Annotated in this window: 18 protein-coding genes; 13 read left to right on the top strand and 5 right to left on the bottom strand. The window is 64.7% G+C overall.

Features of this window, described 5'->3' with window-relative positions; all coding sequences use genetic code 11:
* Positions 1-22 precede the first annotated feature (22 nt).
* Together M8J71_RS06360 and M8J71_RS06355 are read left to right on the top strand one after the other, a co-directional pair.
* Complete coding sequence (locus M8J71_RS06360; protein ID WP_256247124.1) at positions 23-910, top strand: SAM-dependent methyltransferase; 888 nt, start codon at positions 23-25, stop codon at positions 908-910.
* A 163-nt stretch (positions 911-1073) separates the two neighbouring features.
* The gene (locus tag M8J71_RS06355) at positions 1074-2516 is read left to right on the top strand and encodes an HNH endonuclease signature motif containing protein (protein WP_256247123.1); all 1443 of its coding nucleotides are present in this window, start codon (positions 1074-1076) and stop codon (positions 2514-2516) included.
* Positions 2517-2633: 117 nt separating this feature from the next.
* Here M8J71_RS06355 and M8J71_RS06350 read toward each other — a convergent pair whose 3' ends face one another.
* The 3 genes from M8J71_RS06350 to M8J71_RS06340 all read right to left on the bottom strand — a co-directional run bounded on the left by M8J71_RS06350 (position 2634) and on the right by M8J71_RS06340 (position 5661).
* Positions 2634-4136 (bottom strand): phospholipase D family protein, encoded by a 1503-nt coding sequence (locus M8J71_RS06350; protein ID WP_256247122.1) that lies wholly within the window; start codon positions 4134-4136, stop codon positions 2634-2636.
* A gap of 228 nt (positions 4137-4364) precedes the next feature.
* Positions 4365-4838: a GNAT family N-acetyltransferase gene (locus M8J71_RS06345; protein WP_256247121.1), complete on the bottom strand. Its 474-nt coding sequence runs from the start codon at positions 4836-4838 to the stop codon at positions 4365-4367.
* Positions 4839-4869: 31 nt separating this feature from the next.
* Positions 4870-5661 (bottom strand): IclR family transcriptional regulator, encoded by a 792-nt coding sequence (locus tag M8J71_RS06340; RefSeq protein WP_256247381.1) that lies wholly within the window; start codon positions 5659-5661, stop codon positions 4870-4872.
* A 139-nt stretch (positions 5662-5800) separates the two neighbouring features.
* Between M8J71_RS06340 and M8J71_RS06335 the strand changes: the two genes are divergently transcribed.
* The 9 genes from M8J71_RS06335 (at position 5801) to M8J71_RS06295 (ending at position 13668) form a co-directional block, all read left to right on the top strand.
* A complete protein-coding gene (locus M8J71_RS06335) occupies positions 5801-6304 on the top strand; it encodes a tripartite tricarboxylate transporter TctB family protein (RefSeq protein ID WP_256247120.1) in 504 nt (167 codons plus the stop codon).
* Positions 6305-6306: 2 nt separating this feature from the next.
* A complete protein-coding gene (locus M8J71_RS06330; protein ID WP_256247119.1) occupies positions 6307-7809 on the top strand; it encodes a tripartite tricarboxylate transporter permease in 1503 nt (500 codons plus the stop codon).
* Positions 7810-7861: 52 nt separating this feature from the next.
* Complete coding sequence (locus tag M8J71_RS06325; RefSeq protein WP_256247118.1) at positions 7862-8869, top strand: tripartite tricarboxylate transporter substrate binding protein; 1008 nt, start codon at positions 7862-7864, stop codon at positions 8867-8869.
* A gap of 33 nt (positions 8870-8902) precedes the next feature.
* The gene (locus M8J71_RS06320; protein ID WP_256247117.1) at positions 8903-9532 is read left to right on the top strand and encodes a methyltransferase; all 630 of its coding nucleotides are present in this window, start codon (positions 8903-8905) and stop codon (positions 9530-9532) included.
* A 22-nt stretch (positions 9533-9554) separates the two neighbouring features.
* On the top strand, positions 9555-10334 hold the full coding sequence (locus M8J71_RS06315; RefSeq protein ID WP_256247116.1) for an NAD(P)-dependent oxidoreductase: 780 nt from the start codon (positions 9555-9557) through the stop codon (positions 10332-10334).
* Between the two features lie 79 nt (positions 10335-10413).
* Entirely contained in the window at positions 10414-11751 is a 1338-nt protein-coding gene (locus M8J71_RS06310) for a TRAP transporter large permease subunit (RefSeq protein WP_256247115.1), read from the top strand.
* An 11-nt stretch (positions 11752-11762) separates the two neighbouring features.
* Entirely contained in the window at positions 11763-12017 is a 255-nt protein-coding gene (locus tag M8J71_RS06305) for a hypothetical protein (protein WP_256247114.1), read from the top strand.
* On the top strand, positions 12014-12997 hold the full coding sequence (locus tag M8J71_RS06300; RefSeq protein WP_256247113.1) for a cyclase family protein: 984 nt from the start codon (positions 12014-12016) through the stop codon (positions 12995-12997). Before M8J71_RS06305 ends, M8J71_RS06300 begins: the two co-directional genes overlap by 4 nt.
* 197 nt (positions 12998-13194) lie before the next feature.
* Positions 13195-13668, top strand: a complete 474-nt coding sequence (locus M8J71_RS06295) for an SRPBCC family protein (RefSeq protein ID WP_256247112.1) — start codon at positions 13195-13197, stop codon at positions 13666-13668.
* Positions 13669-13749: 81 nt separating this feature from the next.
* Here M8J71_RS06295 and M8J71_RS06290 read toward each other — a convergent pair whose 3' ends face one another.
* Entirely contained in the window at positions 13750-14328 is a 579-nt protein-coding gene (locus M8J71_RS06290; RefSeq protein ID WP_256247111.1) for a cyclophilin-like fold protein, read from the bottom strand.
* Positions 14329-14561: 233 nt separating this feature from the next.
* Between M8J71_RS06290 and M8J71_RS06285 the strand changes: the two genes are divergently transcribed.
* Entirely contained in the window at positions 14562-15692 is a 1131-nt protein-coding gene (locus tag M8J71_RS06285; RefSeq protein ID WP_256247110.1) for an alpha/beta hydrolase, read from the top strand.
* Between the two features lie 159 nt (positions 15693-15851).
* On the opposite strand, the gene M8J71_RS06280 is transcribed toward M8J71_RS06285, so the two are convergent.
* Positions 15852-16838: an aldo/keto reductase gene (locus M8J71_RS06280; RefSeq protein WP_256247109.1), complete on the bottom strand. Its 987-nt coding sequence runs from the start codon at positions 16836-16838 to the stop codon at positions 15852-15854.
* Between the two features lie 300 nt (positions 16839-17138).
* Here M8J71_RS06280 and M8J71_RS06275 point away from each other — a divergent pair, with 300 nt between their 5' ends.
* Entirely contained in the window at positions 17139-18326 is a 1188-nt protein-coding gene (locus M8J71_RS06275; RefSeq protein WP_308292948.1) for a HAMP domain-containing sensor histidine kinase, read from the top strand.
* Positions 18327-18388: the final 62 nt, after the last annotated feature.

Raw genomic sequence — 18388 nt, 5'->3', positions numbered from 1 at the left:
ATCAGCGTTATAGCGTGAGGGCGTGATCGTCCCCAACATTTCCCAGGACGCCGTCGCAGTCGCGGGTCACTACGACGAGCTCGATCCTGTCTATCGCCGGGTGTGGGGTGACCATGTCCATCACGGGCTCTGGGCGAGGGGTCGCGAGGCGCCCGCAGAGGCCGTCGAAGCGCTCGTCGACAAGGTCGGCGATCGTCTGCGCCTTATGCCCGGCGAGGCGTGCGTTGACATCGGCTGCGGCTATGGCTCCACCGCAAGGCAGCTCGCGGTGACACGCGGGGTGCGCGTCACCGGCTTCACGATCTCCGCTGAGCAGGCCGATTATGCCGCCGCGCCTCCCGTACCCGGCGTAGACATCCGTCTCCGTGACTGGCTTGTCAACGGGATGCCCGATGCCTCGGTCGATGCCGCATGGGCGATCGAGTCGAGCGAGCACATGGTTGATAAGCCGAGGTTCTTTGACGAGGCGCATCGCGTGCTGTTGCCCGGAGGCCGCTTCGTCGTCTGCGCGTGGCTCGCCGGGACTGATGCGAGGGGGTGGAAGGTCCGCCATTTGCTCGAGCCGATCTGCCGCGAAGGGCGCCTGCCCTCGATGGGCACCCGCGAGGAGTACGAAGCGATGGCAATGGCGGCAGGGTTTACGGTCGAGGGCTACGAAGATGTCAGCCGCCGCGTAGCGCGCACATGGACGGTGTGCGCCCGTCGGCTTGTGAAGGCCTTGCTCGTGGACCGCGAGACCCGCCGCCTCGCCCTCGGCGCCCGCAATCGCATCTTCATCCTGAGCATCCCCCGCCTGATCCTGGCCTACCGCACCGGTGCGATGCGTTATGGGATATTCACGCTGACGAAGGCGCGGGAGAACGGGGCGCCACACGGACCCGGCACGCCAACCCAGCCAGAGCCAGCCTGATCGCCGCCAGAACGTAAAGGTGCGCGCCTTTGGCTGCGAATTATTATGTCGAAACCGGCGAAAGACTCAGCCAAAACGCGACGCCCACGGGTAGCGGCCGTCCGCACCACCCAGCACAAACAGGACTTCCGAAAATGTCAGACCCCCCTGCCATGCTTTGGTTATGGAGACCGGTGTGGTTGTCGATGCGGAAGGCAGGGCGGCGTTAGTGGCTGCCGTCGCCTCGCTGGCAGGGCTGGTTAATGAGCTCACCGGTGTTGTTGCCTGCCCGATGGCCGCGGGTGGAGTTGACCGTTTTCCCTACGCTGATACTGATCCGTTGCAGGAGTTTTCCGAAGCGTGTCTGGATGGCCTCGGGGTGCTGGCACGGGTTGAGTCCGTGACGGCGGCGGTGAAGGTCCGGCTGGTGGCCGCCTACGCGGAAGCCACAGACGCGATGGAGGGGCCGCCGGCCAGCGCATACGAGGCGACCGCCCAGGAGATGAGCCGCGTGGCAGAAGTCGCTTGTACGCTCACCATCGGCGAACGCGCCGCAGCTGCCCTCCTTGGGGAAGCCCATGCGCTGACCACCTCGTTGCCGGCGGCACTCGATGCCCTGGAAGCCGGCACCATTGGTTGGCAGCACGCCCGCAGTGTGGTCGAGGAAACTGCCGGCCTTACGCCCGCGGCAGCCTCCGCTCTCGAGGCACACTTTTTCGGCCCCGACGAACAGGTTCGCGGTGCCGCACCCGGAGAACTGGTGCCCGCCCGGCTCCGGCGGAAGCTCCGGGCCTGGCGCGAACGCCACCACCCCGAGTCAATTGAGGAACGCCACGCGAAGAGCGCGGCGGACCGGCGGATGGAGTACAGCCCGGACCGGGACGGCATGGCTTGGATCTCGCTGTATATTCCTGGGGATACTGCCTGTGCCATCCGGAACAGGACAACCGCGCAGGCCCGCGCCCTCCAAGGCCCGCAGGAACCACGCACCCTCACCCAGTTGTGCGCCGACATCGCCGCAGGGTTGCTGCTGGGCAGTACAAACCACGATGCGGGAGACGTGCCCTCGCCTAAGGCAGAGGTGCTCGTGACCGTTCCGGTCTTCTCCCTTCTCGGCCTGACGGACGAACCCGCCGAAGTCGATGGGCTGGGGCCGGTCCCGGCGTCGATGGCACGGAAGCTGGTTGCTGACGGTGCCAGCTCGTTCTATCGCGTTCTAGTAGACCCGAGGGATGGAGCGCCGCTGGAAATCGGGCGCACCAACTACCGGCTCCCGGAAACACTGAAGCGATGGCTCAAGATGCGGGACGGCAGATGCACCTTCCCGGGCTGCAGCAACCACAGCCTGGATAATGAGGCGGACCATCTCAAGGCCTGGCAGCATGGCGGGGCCACCGGGATCAGCAACCTTGGACAGGCATGCCCGAAACACCACCGGCTCAAACACCGAACGGGGTGGACACCAACAGAGGCAAGCGTGAATCAGCCACCTGGCTGGACGTCTCCAACCGGCCGATACTATCCAGCCGAACACCCGGACCGTGAACCACCACTCATGCCACCCGGCTGGCTACCCCTTACCGTTAGCCCCTTTGAACAGGTCATACAGGCGCGCCTCGCTGCCTGAAGCCCGGCTCAGCCTGTCCTGCCTGGAACCTGGTAGTGCGTCTGGAACCAGGTTGTGCATCTAGAACCTGGCGGTGCGCCTGAAAGCGGTTAGTGCACCTGGACCCTGATGGTGCCCCTAGAACCTGGTAGTGCCGCGCATCTTGCGGGGACGGCCGTCCGGGTCCACCAGGAAGCGGTTTGCAGGAGCGGCCCAAAGTCGTTGAAGGGGCGAGACAGGTGCAGTGCTGTGATGCCTTACATGTCCGTTGGGCCGGGGCGATCGGCCGCCGGTTTTATGCCAATTGTCCAGGGCGTCGGCGGCGGCATTCCATAGGCCGAGGGCGTCCGCCGGATCGTGGAGCCGGGGGTCACTCTCCTCGAGGCCCAGGTGTTCGGCCCAGAGTTGGAGCCGGAGACCATGGGCCAACGGGCGGGAAGCTCCCGGACCAGTGTCTGCCATCGGCGCTTCCCGCTGAGCAGCACTGGTGTCGATGACTGCGCAGGTCAGCTCGCTGTCCGTGGTCCAGGACCGACGGTTGAAGTTGTCCGACCCGCACGTGAACCAAGTGTCATCGATGATGCAGATCTTGGCATGGACATAGATCGGCGTCCCGGCTTTGTTCTCCAGATTGAACACGCCGAATCTGTCCGGGGCGGCGCGGCTTATCGTTTCAATGGCACGCAGTTGCCCCAGCCGCTTGGGCGGCCCTCCCAGCGGACCGTCGGAGTCGGGGTAGCGGGGCACCACGGCGATCACGTTCAACCCGGGGTTCTGTTCGAGGGCCGCTGCGATTCCGGCTGCCACCTCAGCCGACCACAGGTACTGGTCCTCGATGTAAATCAGCGAACGGGCCAGGCCGAAGGCTTTTGTGTACGCCCGGGCAACGCTCCGCTCACCATGGGGTGCGAACGGGAATGGCGGATGCTTCACGCCGTAGGTGCGGAGCAGCTGCACGGCGTGGGGACCAGCCGGTGGCGGTGGCGGCGCAGTTTCCGGCAGGGGTTCGGGGTGCCGGGGCATATCGGCCAGGCGTTGCAGCAGCATCCGGTAAGGTGTGCGATGGTCCAAAGGATGGGGGTCATCCCACCTTTCCGCGAACAATTCCAGCACGTCCGCCACAACCGGACCGCGCAGTTCGAGGGCGTCATCGTGCCACGGAGGTTGTTTCCCGTACCGGGGATCCATGTCCACCGTCTGCGGGTCTCCCAAGTGATCGGCATCGTCCCGGCGGCTGTGGGAAAGGTCGATCCCGCCCACGAACGCGACGTCCCGCGAAGGATCATTGCTATTGCGGATGACGAACAGTTTCTGGTGATGGCAGCCGAAGAGGCGCACCCGCTGGTCCAGCAGCACCTCGCCGCCGGCGTCGTTGATCTGACGGCTGAGGTGCTCATTGGACAGGTTGCTCATGGGGGCAGACACACGCTCGCCGTGGGATCTCCAGATCAGGCCGCGCACTTCCACGCCCGCCCGTGCCAACCGGGCCAGCAACTCGCCGATCGTAGGCCCGTCCGGGGTGAGCCGCTCGTCGCCGTCGCCACGCCAGTCGGTGAACCACACACGGTCTCCGGCCTGCAGAGCGGACAGCTCCTCATGCAGCCGGGCGAAGTAGGTGGCACCGTGAATCAGGGGCCGCACCAGATTGCCCTCAGACCAGGATGGCGATCCATCACCGCCCGCGTGCACGTCGGTGGCAACGTTCCCCCACTCATCGCCATTCAAGAACCAGTAACCAGCACTACTGTCCACTCGTCGTTCCCTCCGGGACCCGAGGCCGCCCTCATGTCCGGCCTACCCAGTAGTAGCCTACGGCTGTGTTGATCAATGTCACCGGCCAGCTGATGGGCATCGTTGGCGGAACCTTCTTTAGAGGCGGAGTTCCATAAAAACGCTGTGGGGGTCCAGGGCATAGTCAGCGAACGGCGGGCACTCGATGAAGCCGTTTCGGGCGTACAGTCGGCGCGCGGAGGAGAAGTAATCCTCGGTGCCGGTCTCAAGGTAGACACGCTCGAGGTTCCGGGCGCGGGCGTCATCGAGAATGTGGCGGAGCATCAAGGTGGCTACGCCCCGTCCCCGTGCGCTTGCCGTAGTGCGCATCGACTTGACTTCGCCATGCATCGCGGAGCCGGATGGCGCATCCAGGAGCTTGAGCGCGCCGCATCCCAGCAGAGCGCCGTCCTCACGCGCAGTCCAAAACGTCATTGACGGCGCGGACAGGGCGGAGTGGTCCATGGCATGGACGCTTTCGGCCGGAGACGTGGCGTACATGTCCGCCAGGTGTTCGCTGAGGAGCTGATGGACGTCGCCGCGTGCGGGGTCGTCCCGGTCAATGGAAATCATCGGCTCAAATCTACCTGCTGTGGTGGAAGCCCTAGTAGACGGAGCCCTCGAGCAGTTCCGAAAGCCTCCCGGCGGCGCGGCGGAGTTCCGGCACTCCGGCTTTTAGCGTCGCTTCGCTGGCTGCCTCAACAGGGCTGGTGAGCGAGATGGACTCGCTGGGCCGCCCCAGCCTGTTGGGCACGGCGACGGCCACCGAGACAACTCCTGTGGCCCGCTCGTCCGCTGAGTACGCGTAGTCAGCGGATGGCTCAGGCAACCGGGAGCGCAGCGATTCGACCGTAAACGCGGCGCTCTCCTGACCGCCTGCGATTGCCGCGGCCACCACCTGCTGAAGCTCGTCGTCGGACGCTGACGCGAGCAGGATCTTGCCCGCAGCGCCCAGCGTGAGGGGGAGCCGCTTACCCAGGGGCAGGTCATACCGGAGGGGAGCCTCGCCGTCGACCCGGGCCACAAGGATCCGCTCGAAACCGAGCCGCGTATAGAGCGACGCCGTCAGTCCCGTCTGTGAGGCCACCTGCTGAAGGACGGGGCGGGCGGAGACGACGAGCGGGTCGTTCTCGAGAAAGCTGCGGGCGGCGGGCAGGACAGCCGGGCCGATCCGGTAGGACTTGTCCGTCTGGCTGACCATGCCGAAATCCTGAAGCACCCGCAGGATTCTCAGGGTGGTAGGCAGGCTCATGCCGCATGTCCTGGCGAGGTCGCTGAGCCGCTGTGGCCGCTCTGCACGCTGGAGTTCAGCGAAAACCTCCATGGCCCGGGAGAGGGAGCGCATGTTGGAGGCCTTGGGGCCTTCCTCAGCCGAGGGTTCCGTGGATGTCGTCATCGCCATTCTTTCATTGTATGTAAGTTCCTTGCGCTTGACAGTCGGTGTGTCTGCTGTCACTATTTCTCTGTACGCAATATAGTTTCATTCTGTGAAATAAAACAACGCGGAATGAAAGCACCAGAGTTAGAAGGAACCGATGACAACGGAGTCACTTATGACGAAACCCGAGAGCGCCGCCCGAGTGGCTCCCTCCGTGCTGGTGGGTATCGGTGCCTTCGCCGCCGTCGGCGTTTACGTCCTGGTCAGTTCGATCGAGCTTGGTCTCTGGACTTCCCTGGGACCCGGCCCCGGCCTTTTCCCGTTTGCTATGGGCGCGGTCCTCGTTGCCATGGCCGTACTTTGGCTGCTCCAGGAACTCCGCCGGCCCAGCGACGCAGCGGAAGGCGTTGACCGCGGCCTGGTGATCGCCGTCGTCCTGAGCCTGACGATCCTCGCAGCAGTTATGGACCTGCTCGGCTTCCAGCTGAGCATGTTCCTCTTCCTCATGTACCACCTGAAGCTGCGCGGCCACCGGTCCTGGATCTCGTCGCTGATAACGGCCCTCGCCAGCAGCGTGGGCGCGTTCTACGCCTTCAACTACGGCCTCAACGTGGCACTGCCCGTCTCAGCCTTCCCCCTGCTGAACACGATCGGACTCTGAACGTGGATATCTTCAACGAACTTATGGGCGGCTTCGCTGCCGCCATGACCTGGCAGAACCTGCTCTTCGCCTTCCTCGGCTGCCTCCTGGGCACGATCATCGGCGTCCTGCCCGGCATCGGGCCGGTAGCCGGCGTCGCGCTGCTCCTGGCCCTCACCCTGAACCGGCCCGCTACCGGCGCGATCATCATGCTGTGTGCCATCTTCTACGGCACCGCCTATGGGGGAACCATCACCAGCGTGCTGCTGAACACTCCCGGTGAAGCCGCCTCGGCCATCACCACCATTGACGGCTACGCGATGACCAAAATCGGCAAGGCCGGAGCAGCGCTGACCATCGCCGCCGTCGGATCCTTTGTCGGCGGAACAGTAGCCACCCTGGGCCTGGTGGCAGCCGCCAAACCGCTTGGTGAACTGGGACTGCTCGTCGGACCGCCGGAATTCTTCGCCCTCATGGTCGTGGGCATATCGCTCCTTGTCGCGCTGGCCGGAAAATCCATGGTGAAGGCAGTCATCTCCGGAGCCCTGGGCCTGCTGATCGCCATGGTGGGAATCGACCCGGTGGCCGGTGCTCCGCGCTTCACGTTCGGCATGGACCGGCTCCTGGACGGCGTCAGCTTCGTGGCCGTCATCGTCGGTGTCTTCGGCCTCTCGGAACTCCTGTCCTACCGCAAGGGCGACCAGCCGGCTGCGGTGCACGCGCCCAACTTCCGTTCGCTGCTTCCCACCGGCAAAGAATGGCGGCGCAGTGCCCCGGCCATGGCCCGCGGCACCGGCATCGGCTTCGGCCTGGGGCTCATCCCCGGCATGACCGGCTCGGTATCCTCCCTGCTGGCCTACGGCGCGGAAAAGAAGTTCTCCCGCCACCGCAATGAACTCGGCAAGGGTGCCATCGAAGGCGTCGCCGGTCCGGAAACAGCCAACAACTCCCACGCCAACGCCGCGCTGATCCCGCTGTTCACCCTCGGTATTCCGGCGTCACCCACTATCGCCGTGCTGATGGGAGCCTTCCTCCAGCAGGGCCTGACTCCGGGGCCAACCCTCTTCACCGAACACTCCGAAATCGCCTGGGCCATCATTGCCAGCCTCTTCATCGGCAACCTGCTCCTGCTGGTCCTTAACGTCCCGCTGGTGGGGCTCTGGACCTCCATCCTCCGCGTCCCGTCCTCGATCCTGACCGCACTCATCCTGCTCTTTATGGTCATCGGTGCCTACACCATCAACTTCAGCGTCTTCGATGTCTTCGTGATGATCGGGTTCGGCCTCCTGGGCCTGGCCCTCCGGCACCTGGACATCCCGCTGGCGCCCATGGTGCTGACGCTGGTGCTCGGCCCCCTGATGGAACGTTCGCTGCGCGAATCCCTCGAAATCTCCCAGGGCGACTTCAGCATCTTTACCAGCCGCCCCTTTTCCGCGGTCCTGATCGGACTCGGCCTCCTGATCGTCTTCAGCCCGCTGCTCAAGCTGCGCAAGCCCAAGGCACTGAACGAAGACCCCGAAACCTAAATCCAAACCCTTCACCGCACTGCCCTCCATACCCCTTCAAAGGAGAAGAACAATGAACACCCGTTCACGCATCGCCGCTGCGTTCGCAGCAGCAACCCTCATCGCCCTCACCGGCTGCGGCGCCAACGCCGGGGCCGGCAACAACGCCGCCGCCGACGACTTCCCTAGGAAGGGCAAGACCATCGACCTGGTGGTCGCCTTCTCCTCGGGCGGCGCCGTCGACACTGCCGCCCGGCTCATCCAGCCCATCCTGGAAAAGGAACTTGGCACGAACGTCGAGGTCGTCAACAAGCCCGGCGCCGGCGGCCAGATCGGCTACACCCAGTTGACCAGCGCCGCACCCGACGGCTACACCATCGGCGCCACCGGCTCCCCGTCCGTCGTCGTCTCGCCCCTGGATCCGTCCCGCGGCGCCAAGTACACCCGCGACAGCTTCCAGCCCCTCGGCCGGCAGGTCATCGACCCCACCGTCATCGCCGTCCAGCCGGACAGTCCGTACCAGACGCTGAAGGACCTCCTGGACGCTGCAAAGGCAAACCCGAAGTCCATGACCGCCAGCACCACCGGCCTGCAGACAGGCGAACACTTCGCGCTGGCACAGGTCCAGGAGACCACCGGCGCAGAGTTTGCCCCTGTCCACTTCTCCGAAGGTGCTTCGCAGGCGACCACAGCCTTCCTGGGCAAGCACGTTGATGTCCTCGTGGCCAACGTCAGCGACGTGACCGACCTGACCAAGCAGGGCAAGGCCCGCGTCCTGGGCGTCATGTCGTCGGAGCGGGCACCCTCGCTGCCCGACGTTCCCACGTTCAAGGAATCAGGCTACGACCTCGAAGCCGGCACCGCCCGCGGCTATTCAGCCCCCGCCGGCCTGCCGGAAGGCGTGGCAAAGAAGCTCGAAGCCGCCATCAAGACGGCCATCGAGGATCCGTCTGTAGCGCAGAAGATGAATGACCTCGGCCTGCAGACCAGCTACCTCCCCGCCGAAGACTACAAGCAGTTCTGGGCCGGACAGGAAGAGGACTTCAAGAAGGCCCTCCCGCTGGTCCAAAAAACCGACTAATACTCCCGCACCCAGCCGACGGAAGAACCCATCATGACAACCCCAGCACTTGACACCATCGACGCCGACTTTCCCCGCCCCGAGAAGGACCTGGTGGAACGGCTCGCCAAGCTTCCCGCCGCCAACATCGGTGACGCCATGGACCGGCTCGGCGTCGCAAACTCCGCCATCCAGGCCATCTGGCCCGGTGCCCTCCTCGCCGGGCCCGCCTTCACCGTCTGGACGAGGCCCGGCGACAACAAGGGCATCCACAAGGCCCTTGAGTCCGCCCGGCCCGGGGACGTCATCGTTGTCGCCGGCGGCGGGGATGAGTCCCGCGCCCTCTTGGGGGAACTCATTGGTGAGCGTGCCATCAACCTCGGCATCGCAGGTTTCGCACTGGACGGAGCAGCGCGCGACGCCGAGGCGCTGGCTGAGATCGGCATGCCCGTCTTCGCCCGGGCTACTACCCCCGCCGGTCCTTACAAGAACGGCCCGTTCCGCCTCGGAACGCCGCTGGCCTTCGGCGGCGTGCCAGTCCTGCCGGGCGATGTCATCATCGGTGACTCGGACGGCGTCGTGGTCATTCCCCGTGAACAGGCAGCCGCGGTAGCCGAAGCTGCGGAAGCAGTTTTTGCCGACGAGACCAACCGCCGGCAAGCCATCGTCGCGGCCCGCCACTAATACGAGAAAGACAGACGACATCATGACAGCGGTAACCATCATCGGTCTCGGCGAAGCCGGCGCCACCTACGCTGCGGCACTTACAGCCGCCGGCCACCAGGTCACCGGGTTCGATCCGGTTGCCCCGTCCACTCCTGCCGGCGTCACCCGTGCAGCAACGGCGGCCGAAGCCTGTGCAGGGGCTGACATCGTCCTGGTCCTGACGGGAGCTGCGGCGGCGCGAAGTGTAGCCAAGGAATGCCTTCCGGTCCTGGAGGCAGGCAGCTGCTACGCGGACTTCACCTCATCCTCGCCCGGCGTCATGCAGGAGCTCGGACGGCTGCCCGGCAAAGCCGACTTTGCCGACGTCGCCATCCTTGGTCCGGTTTCCGCGCTGGGGGAGAAGACGCCCCTCATGGTCAGTGGCCCCGGTGCCCAGGCAGTTGTGAATCTGCTTGGCCCGCTTGGAGTGGACGTTGAAATCGCGGAGGGCGAGCCCGGTGCAGCCATGGCCCACAAACTCCTCCGTAGCGTCCTGATGAAGGGGCTGGCCTCCGTCGTCGTCGAAGCCGTCAACGCCGGTAAGGCAGCCGGACTCGAAGAGTGGATCCGTGCCCAGATCGCCAGCCAGTTGGCCGGGGACGGCCAGGCAGTCATCGACCGTTTCCTGACCGGTACAGTCAAGCATGCCCTCCGCCGCTCGAAGGAAATGCAGGACACTGCGAGTTACCTCTCCGACCTCGGAGTGCCTGCAGAAATGACTACTGCCTCCGCGGCCGCCCTCAGCCGCATGGCGGGGGAAACGGTACCGGCCTTGCGCTGACCCCGGTGTCGGGCACAATCATGGACAGGTATCACTTGAATATCCCCACCACCGTCAGATCGCGGTCAGGAGCAGCAGCATGATCGGCATCTGGGCCCTTGGCGCCTACCTGACCGTCATCCTGCTCTGGACGACTGTCATCAAGCGCAGTGTCGGTGAAGCCATGATCCTCGGTTTCCTGGTTGTGCTCCCCTTCACCGGTTCGGCAGCCGGCCAGATCGGTTGGGCGGCGCTCTATTCCGCGATAACCGACGAAATCGTCTACGCAACCATGGCATTCGTTTTCATGGGATACTTGCTGGACAAAACCGGGGTGCTCGACAAGCTGATCGACCTGCTGAACTCCCTCATCGGGGGAGTCAGAGGGGGACCGGCCTGGGTATCCACCGTGGCATCGGCAGGCCTGGGAGGGGTAGTCCACAACCAGGCCGCCATCGCTGCCACGGTAGGCTCCGTCACCATCCCGTGGATGGAAAAATCCAAGCTGGACAAGCCCGCGGCAGCCACGCTCGTGGCGGGAAACGCCGGCATGGGTATCACGTTCCCGTTCAGCGCGTCCATGTTCGTTCTCGTCGGGTCCGCGACGGTGGGGCCGTTGCTGGACATCAACGCGCTCGTCCTGCCGCTGCTGTTCGGCGGTCTATGGTGCTTCCTGCACCGGCTGATCGTCACCTGGCTGCTGGTCCGCAAAAGCGGGATGACCCCGCTTGATGCCGCCCACCGGCTCTCTGTCGGTTCAGCGTTCAGCCGCGGCTGGGCAACCTTGCTGCTGTTCGTCGTGGTAGCCATTCCGCTGGTCATCACCTCCGGCGCCGTCGCTGAAGCCCTGTCGGCCTGGACCGGGGGTGATGTCACCAAGACTGTGAGCGTCATCGTCTGGATCCCGGTGGTCCTCATCATCACCGGTTTTCTGCTGGGCCGGAAGAAACTTCCCCGTAAGGGACGTGCCTGGTGGGCGTTGCTGCAGGATTCCGCACCACGGTTCGGGATTGTCGGAGTGACGGTAGTGTTCGCTTTCGCCGGGGCGAACGCCCTCGCCGCGACCGGACTGCCGAAGCAAATGACGGAACTGCTGAACGGGCTGAACCTGCCCCTGTGGCTCCTGGCGATCCTGATTGGGCTGATCATCATCGCCGTCGCAGCGCCGCTCTCCGCGACGGCGACGATGGCGGCCGTCGGAACGGTCGGCGTCGCAACCCTGGTCGCGGCGGGGGTGCCGGCAACCACCGCAGCCGTTGCCGTCCTGGTTTTCTCCTCCTGTGAAGCGGCGGTCCCGCCGGGAGGCGCCCCGTTGTACGTTGCCTGTGGCATCGCTGACGTGGACCCCATCAAGACCTTCGCCCGGCTGCTGACCCATTACGCCCTGCCGCTGCTCGGCATCGGCGTGCTGATCATCCTTGGCGTCCTGCCGATCTAAAGGAACACCACATGCATAAGATCCGAAGGGCCGTTGAAGTCCTCTTCGTCCTCACCCTGGCAGCGCTGCTCCTGGGCGGAGTCGTGTTCGTGACCGGTCAGGCAGTTGCGCTGATCGCCGGCCAGGGCGCATGGCTGACGCTGCTGAACGAGACCATCAAGACGCCAATGTGCATCGCCGCCTCCGCCTGTGCCATTGCCGGGTTCCTCCTCAGCTACAAACGCCACCAGAACCAGGAACAGCCGCAGAAAGCCGGGGCGCGATGACCTCCCTTGCCGGCAACTATCCTTCATTCGCCGGGCTGCTGCGGCGGGAGGGCGTTTTGGCGGGGACCTCCTGGGGATTGTTTCCGGAGCCAACGCGCGGAACGCCGTCGTTCATTACGCCGGGAGCAATACTGGAGGCGCGGAACTGCATTCGAACCGGCACTGCATTTGGCCTGGACTACCCGGCAGACGCCTTCGACCCCGGAATGTCCCTCAAGCGCGGCGCTCCCCGGCACACCATCTACTCCTCCCACCCAGCCCACCGGGACGACTACCTTGACGGTTATTACCTGCAGGGTTCGACCCAGATCGACGGACTGCGGCATCGAAGGGCCGACGACGTCGGCTTCTACAACAACACCTCCGATGACCGCATCCGGGAAGGTACGCCTGATCTCGGCATCCAGGAATGGGCGGACAGTCCCATCGTCGGCAGGGGAGTGATGGTGGATCTTGAGGGATACCGCAATGGCCAAGGCCACCCCATCGACCATGCCGTGGGTGAGCCCCTGGGCCTCGACCTGATCGAGGCCGCACTCAAGAAGCAGTCCGTCAGCCTCCGGCCGGGCGACATTCTCATGCTCCACACCGGTTGGTGCGAATGGTTCCTGGCCCTCCCACCGGACGGAAAACAACGGACGCGGGACAGCCGCCGGGCCACGGGTATTGCCCAGTCCGAAGACTTCGTCGCCTGGGCATGGGACCACCAACTGTCCCTCCTTGCCGCTGACAATTTCGCCCTCGAATGCCTACCAGCCGTGCCAGGCAGCCCCTACCGCAACTCGGCACCGAACGACCACGGAATGATGCACCAGCAACTCCTCGCCAAACTCGGCATGCCCCTTGGCGAACTGTGGCGGCTCGGCCCCCTCAGCCGGCACATGCGAAGCACAGGCAAGTGGGACGCCTTCCTCAGCATCAAGCCGCTCAACATCACCGGCGGAACGGGCTCACCCGCGAACGCCATCGCGTTGACGTGATCCGGCGCTCGTGAGCTGATCATCGCGGGTTTGACCCCTGCATCCTTCCGCCACCTGCGGCGGCGATTCCGGGGAATTCCGAAGGTCTGGACACAGGTAGCCGACGGACTTATCGTGCAAATATGGTGGCTGCCTGACTGGCAGGATGCCGTGCTGCCAGTCCGCCGTTGCGGCCGCCCGTCATAAGGAGGTAGCAGATGGAGCACGTGGAAGAGACCGTCGATGTCGCTGTCCCGGTGCGGACCGCGTACAACCAGTGGACCCAGTTCGAGTCCTTTCCGCAGTTCATGTCCGGTGTGGAATCCGTAACCCAGCTGACCGACACCACCAACCATTGGGTGACCAAGGTGGCCGGCGTTCAACGGGAGTTCGATACCGAAATCGTCGACCAGGAGCCTGACGACCGGATTGCCTGGCGCAGCACCGACGGCAAGTCTCATGCGGGCATCATCAGGTTCACGCCGCTGGACGCCAATCACACGAAGGTCAAAGTCCATTTCGAATGGGCACCCGAAACAGTCACTGAAAAGGCAGGCGCGGCACTGAAGATTGACGAGATGCAGGTGAAAGCCGACATGCGGAAGTTCAAGGACTTCATCGAATCACGCGGTACCGAAACCGGCGGCTGGCGTGGCGAAGTCAAGGACAGCGGCCCCACCGGGCAGTTCTGAAAGTGCCAGTGGGACCTGCTGGGGAATCAACGCCCAGCAAACAGAAAGCGGACGACGGCGGGTGCCTTTCGCCGTCGTCCGCTACGGCGCAATGTCGAGTGTGGCAGTGAAACCGTCGGCCTGGTCCCGTACTGCAGCGAGATCCTCGAACGTGCCGATCCGGACAATACCCTTGAAGTGGCCGACGTTTTCGTAGTACAGCACCAGTGCCTGCTCAGGTGCGTAGTAGCCGATAGTCAACGGTTCAGCATCGTTGCCGGCGGGCATGCCCTCGAGGGAGGGCGGTGCCGGCAGGTCGGCAATCTTTTCCTGGCCGCCATGGTCCCTGAACGTGAGCGTCAGGGGCAGCTGATCAATCAGTGCGCGGGCGGTTGTGTTGTTGTGGAGGACTGCGCTTACCGATTGCCCGGTGATGTCTATCGTGATCGGGGTGCTGTCTGCTGCCGGTGAGCTTGTCATGGTGGCGTTATCTTCCGTAGTAACTGGCGACGGCGGGAGTGCTGGATCGGCATTTGGAGTGCCGCCGCTGCTGCTGCAGGCAGTGATTGCGGCAGCGAAAGCCAATGACAGTACCGCTGCCGTGAGGCGGAGGCGTGTGTTGTAGCTGCCCCTCAAGACGCTCACTGCTTTGCCCTCCCCGATCAATGCATATTCCTGCATGGCGTCAGCTGCTCCCTACGCTTTGGTCTGCCCTTTCATCCAACGGCCTGCAGTCGGCTGTAACAAGGGCTCTGCCAAGACGGGGTGCGGCAGAACCCCCTCCGTCCACCCTTTGGGGGCTCTGCCATAACCCGTTTCAACAGGGTCTCTCACTCATCCATCAGGCCGTGGTGTGCTCGAAAGGACGACGAAGTCCACCAGATACGTAACTGACCACCACGAGGATGAATACGATGAGCACGGACTGCAACGCAAGGCACAACAAGGGAATCCAGGCTGACGGTGTATCACGCCGGAACATCATCAAATTGACGGGCGCCGGCGCGGCGGCCATTGGGCTCTCCGGTGCGGCTGGGCTGTCAGGAGCCGGGCCGGCTTTCGCCGCTCCAACCTCCCGCAAGGACCTCGAACCGGGAGAGACCTCGAACGGGGCGGACAACTTCTACACCAGCGACCAGGTCACGGTCCGGAAGATTTCCTTCAAGAACAGGTACGACATGAAGGTGGTGGGCAACCTGTTTGTCCCCAACGACCTGAACCGGGGCACAACGCACCCGGCACTGGTGGTGGGGCACCCCATGGGCGCCGTGAAGGAACAGAGCGCCAACCTCTACGCGACCAAGATGGCCGAGCAGGGATACGTGACCCTCTCCTTCGACCTCTCGTTCTGGGGTGAGAGCGCGGGTAAGCCCGGCAACTCAGTACTGCCCGACGTTTACGCCGAGGACTTCAGCGCCGCCGTCGACTACCTTCGGACACAGCCATTCGTGAATAAGGAACGCGTCGGCGCCATCGGGATCTGCGGCAGCGGCAGCTTCGTGATCAGTGCGGCCAAGATCGATCCGAGGATCAAAGCCATCGCCACGGTAAGCATGTACGACATGGGTGCCGCCAACCGGGACGGACTCAACAAGTCCGTGACTTTGGAGCAGCGCAAGGCCATCATCGCCCAGGCTGCCGCGCAGCGTGACGTCGAGTTCGCCGGCGGAGCTGTCCAGTACACGGGAGGGACACCGGAAGTGCTCACGGCGGAATCGACCGCGGTGGACCGGGAGTTCTATGACTTCTACCGCACGGCCCGCGGCTACCACCCAAACACCACCACGCATCCGGCCCTGGCCACCAACACCAAGTTCATGAACTTCCACCCGTTCAACGACCTGGAGCTGATCGCGCCGCGGCCGCTGCTGTTCATCACCGGCGACCAAGCACACTCACGGGAGTTCAGCGAGGAGGCATACAGGCTCGCCAGCGGGCCGAAGGAACTCTTCTGGGTTCCCGGGGCCGGCCACGTGGACCTCTACGACCGCGTGGGCCTCATCCCCTTTGGCAAGCTGACGGATTTCTTCCGGGCAAAGCTCTAGCCAGGCAGGGGAGCCTGGGCCAAGTGCGGCTGGCGGGCTCCTTTCAGCCGCTTGGCACCAAAGGAAGCGACGACGGCGGGCGCCTCCCGCCGTCGTCCGCTTGCCTTTCAACGCGGAGTCACTTCCGGCCCGTTTTCTCAGTGTGAGAGTGTTAGGCCATCACCGCCCCACGAGCCCCATATGCACATCGTTGTAGCGGTTCCCCTGCACCCCGATCCGGCTGGCGACGGCGTTAAGGTCGGCAACCTCGTCTGCGGAGAGCGGGACGGTTGTTGCCGCTGCGTTCTCCTCAAGGCGCTCGCGACGCCGGGTCCCGGGGATCGGCACGATCCAAGGCTGCTGCGCCAGGAGCCAGGCCAGCGCGATTTGTCCTAGGGTGGCGTTCTTGGCGGCAGCCAGTTCGGCGACGTGCTCCACCAAGGCCTGGTTGGCGGCGCGGTTCTCGGCTGTGAAGCGTGGAATGGTGCCGCGGACGTCGCCTTCCGCGAACTGGGTGGACGGATCGACGGTTCCGGTGAGGAAGCCTTTGCCGAGGGGGCTGAAAGGCACAAATCCGACTCCCAGTTCCGCCAGGGTGGGCAGCACTTCCGGTTCCGGGTCCCGCGTCCAGAGCGAGTACTCGCTCTGGAGAGCTGTCACCGGAAAGACGGCGTGGGCGGCGCCGATGGTCGCGGCCGAGGCCTCGGACAGGCCGAAGTGGCGGACCTTGCCGGCCTGGACGAGCTCGCCGACGGCACCGGCCACCTCTTCGATCGGCACATTGGGGTCCACGCGGTGCTGGTAGAAGAGGTCGAGCGTGTCGACGCGCAGGCGGCGGAGTGACTCGTCCGCAACACGTTTGATCCGCTCCGGTGAACTGTCCAGCCCCACGGATTTGCCGCCCTCGATCCGCCACCCGAACTTGGTTGCGATGACCACCTCGTCGCGGACCGGAGCGAGTGCTTCACCAACGAGTTCCTCGTTGACGAAGGGGCCGTACACCTCGGCCGTATCAAAGAAGTTGATCCCGATCTCCACGGCGTCGCGCAGTACGCCGACCATGGCCTGGCGGTCCCCGGGGTTGGGACCATAGCTCTGCGACATGCCCATGCAGCCAAGCCCCATAGCCGAAACCTGCAGACCCTGCCCAAGTGTCCGTGTATGCATGATGACTCCTTTGCTCATGACGGTCCCTGCCGGTGCCGGTGCGCCGGCCTTCCTCCAGTCAACGCCTTTTCCGGGTGCCCGTGGGAGTTTCTGCTGAAACGGGTACTGGCAGGACCCCCCCTGAGCTGGCCCCGCCGTCGGGGGAGGGAAGAATGTACGACGGCGTTGCCCCCCGCCGTCGTCAGCACCCTTGCCAGCCCCGCCCTTGCCAGCCCCACCGTTGCCAGCCTGTCCCGTGGGACGATGGTTTCCGGCGACCGATGGTGGGCCCGCCCGTGACGATAAATGCCGGGGGGCATCATGGCAGTTAGTTCGAACTGGAGCGCGCCGGGAGGACTGGCCGGCCGTGGTGTGGAAGCCGCGTCGACTTCCGGAGGGCTGGATGACTCCGGGGCCGCCATGACGGTGCTGGTCGCCGACGACGACGAAGGATCGCTGCTTGTGGCGAAGGCCGCCGTCGAAAAGTCCGGTCATCAGTGCATTGTGGCCGCTGATGGCGACGCTGCCTGGCAGCTTTACCAGGAGCGGCGTCCCCAGGTGGTGGTCAGCGACCTGATGATGCCAAGGCTCAACGGGTTTGACCTCTGCCGGGCAATCCGGGCCGCCGAAACAAGCTCCTACACGTACGTGATGCTGCTGACCTCGCATGGTGCCCAGGCGGACGTGCTGGAAGGCATGAGGGCTGGAGCGGACGACTACGTGGGCAAACCGCTGGACCCCTTTGTCCTGCACACCCGCCTGCTGGCCGCCCGGCGGGTCACGGCACTTCATGGTGCCTTGGCCGACGCCCTGGATGAAACCAGGGAAAGCAATGAACGCCTCGCTGAATTCACAGGTCGTGTCAGTCATGACCTCCGGAACCCGCTGACCTCCATCCTGGGCTACGTGGAGCTGGGGGCGACGGACGCCGAATCGGGCCACATGGAGGAAACCGCAGAGTACCTGGACATCGTCGGCGGTAGCGCGCGGAGGATGCTGTCCATGGTGGAGGAGCTGCTGGGGTTCGCTTCCATTGGCGGTTCCCTGTCCAGGACCCGGGTGTCGTTGGCAAGCCTGGTCAGGGAGGTCACAGAGGACCTGAGGCTGGGCCTGCAGGAAGCCGGCGCAGAAGTGCATTGTGAGGATTTTGTTTTTGACGCCGACGAAAGCCAGCTGCGCGTAGCCCTGCAAAACCTCATCCAGAACGCGGTGGCGTACCGCCGTCCGGGGGTTCCCCCGGTGATCACCGTCAGTGGGCGGCGTGTTGGAGCCGGTGCCGTGGTGCGGGTGGAGGACAACGGCAAGGGAATCGAAGCAACGGACCGGCGCAAGGTGGTCGAACCGCTGGTCCGCCTGCACCGGGAAGGCGACCCCGCCGGGAACGGGGCTGGGCCTGGCGACGTGCGCAAGGGTCGCCGCCGCCCACGGGGGACGGCTGGAGATTTCTCCCAGTCCCACTGGGGGGACCACCGTCAGCATCTACCTCGGAGCGTCGTAACGCGGGGATAGGTCTTTAGGATGCCGGGGCTGCCGCGCAGGGGATTGGACCCTTCCAGTTCACCCGCCGGCAA

It is taken from the genome of Pseudarthrobacter sp. R1 (assembly GCF_024494415.1).
GTDB lineage: Bacteria > Actinomycetota > Actinomycetes > Actinomycetales > Micrococcaceae > Arthrobacter.
Note: the sequence above shows the minus strand (reverse complement) of the source record. Positions and strands in the feature narration are given on the sequence as shown.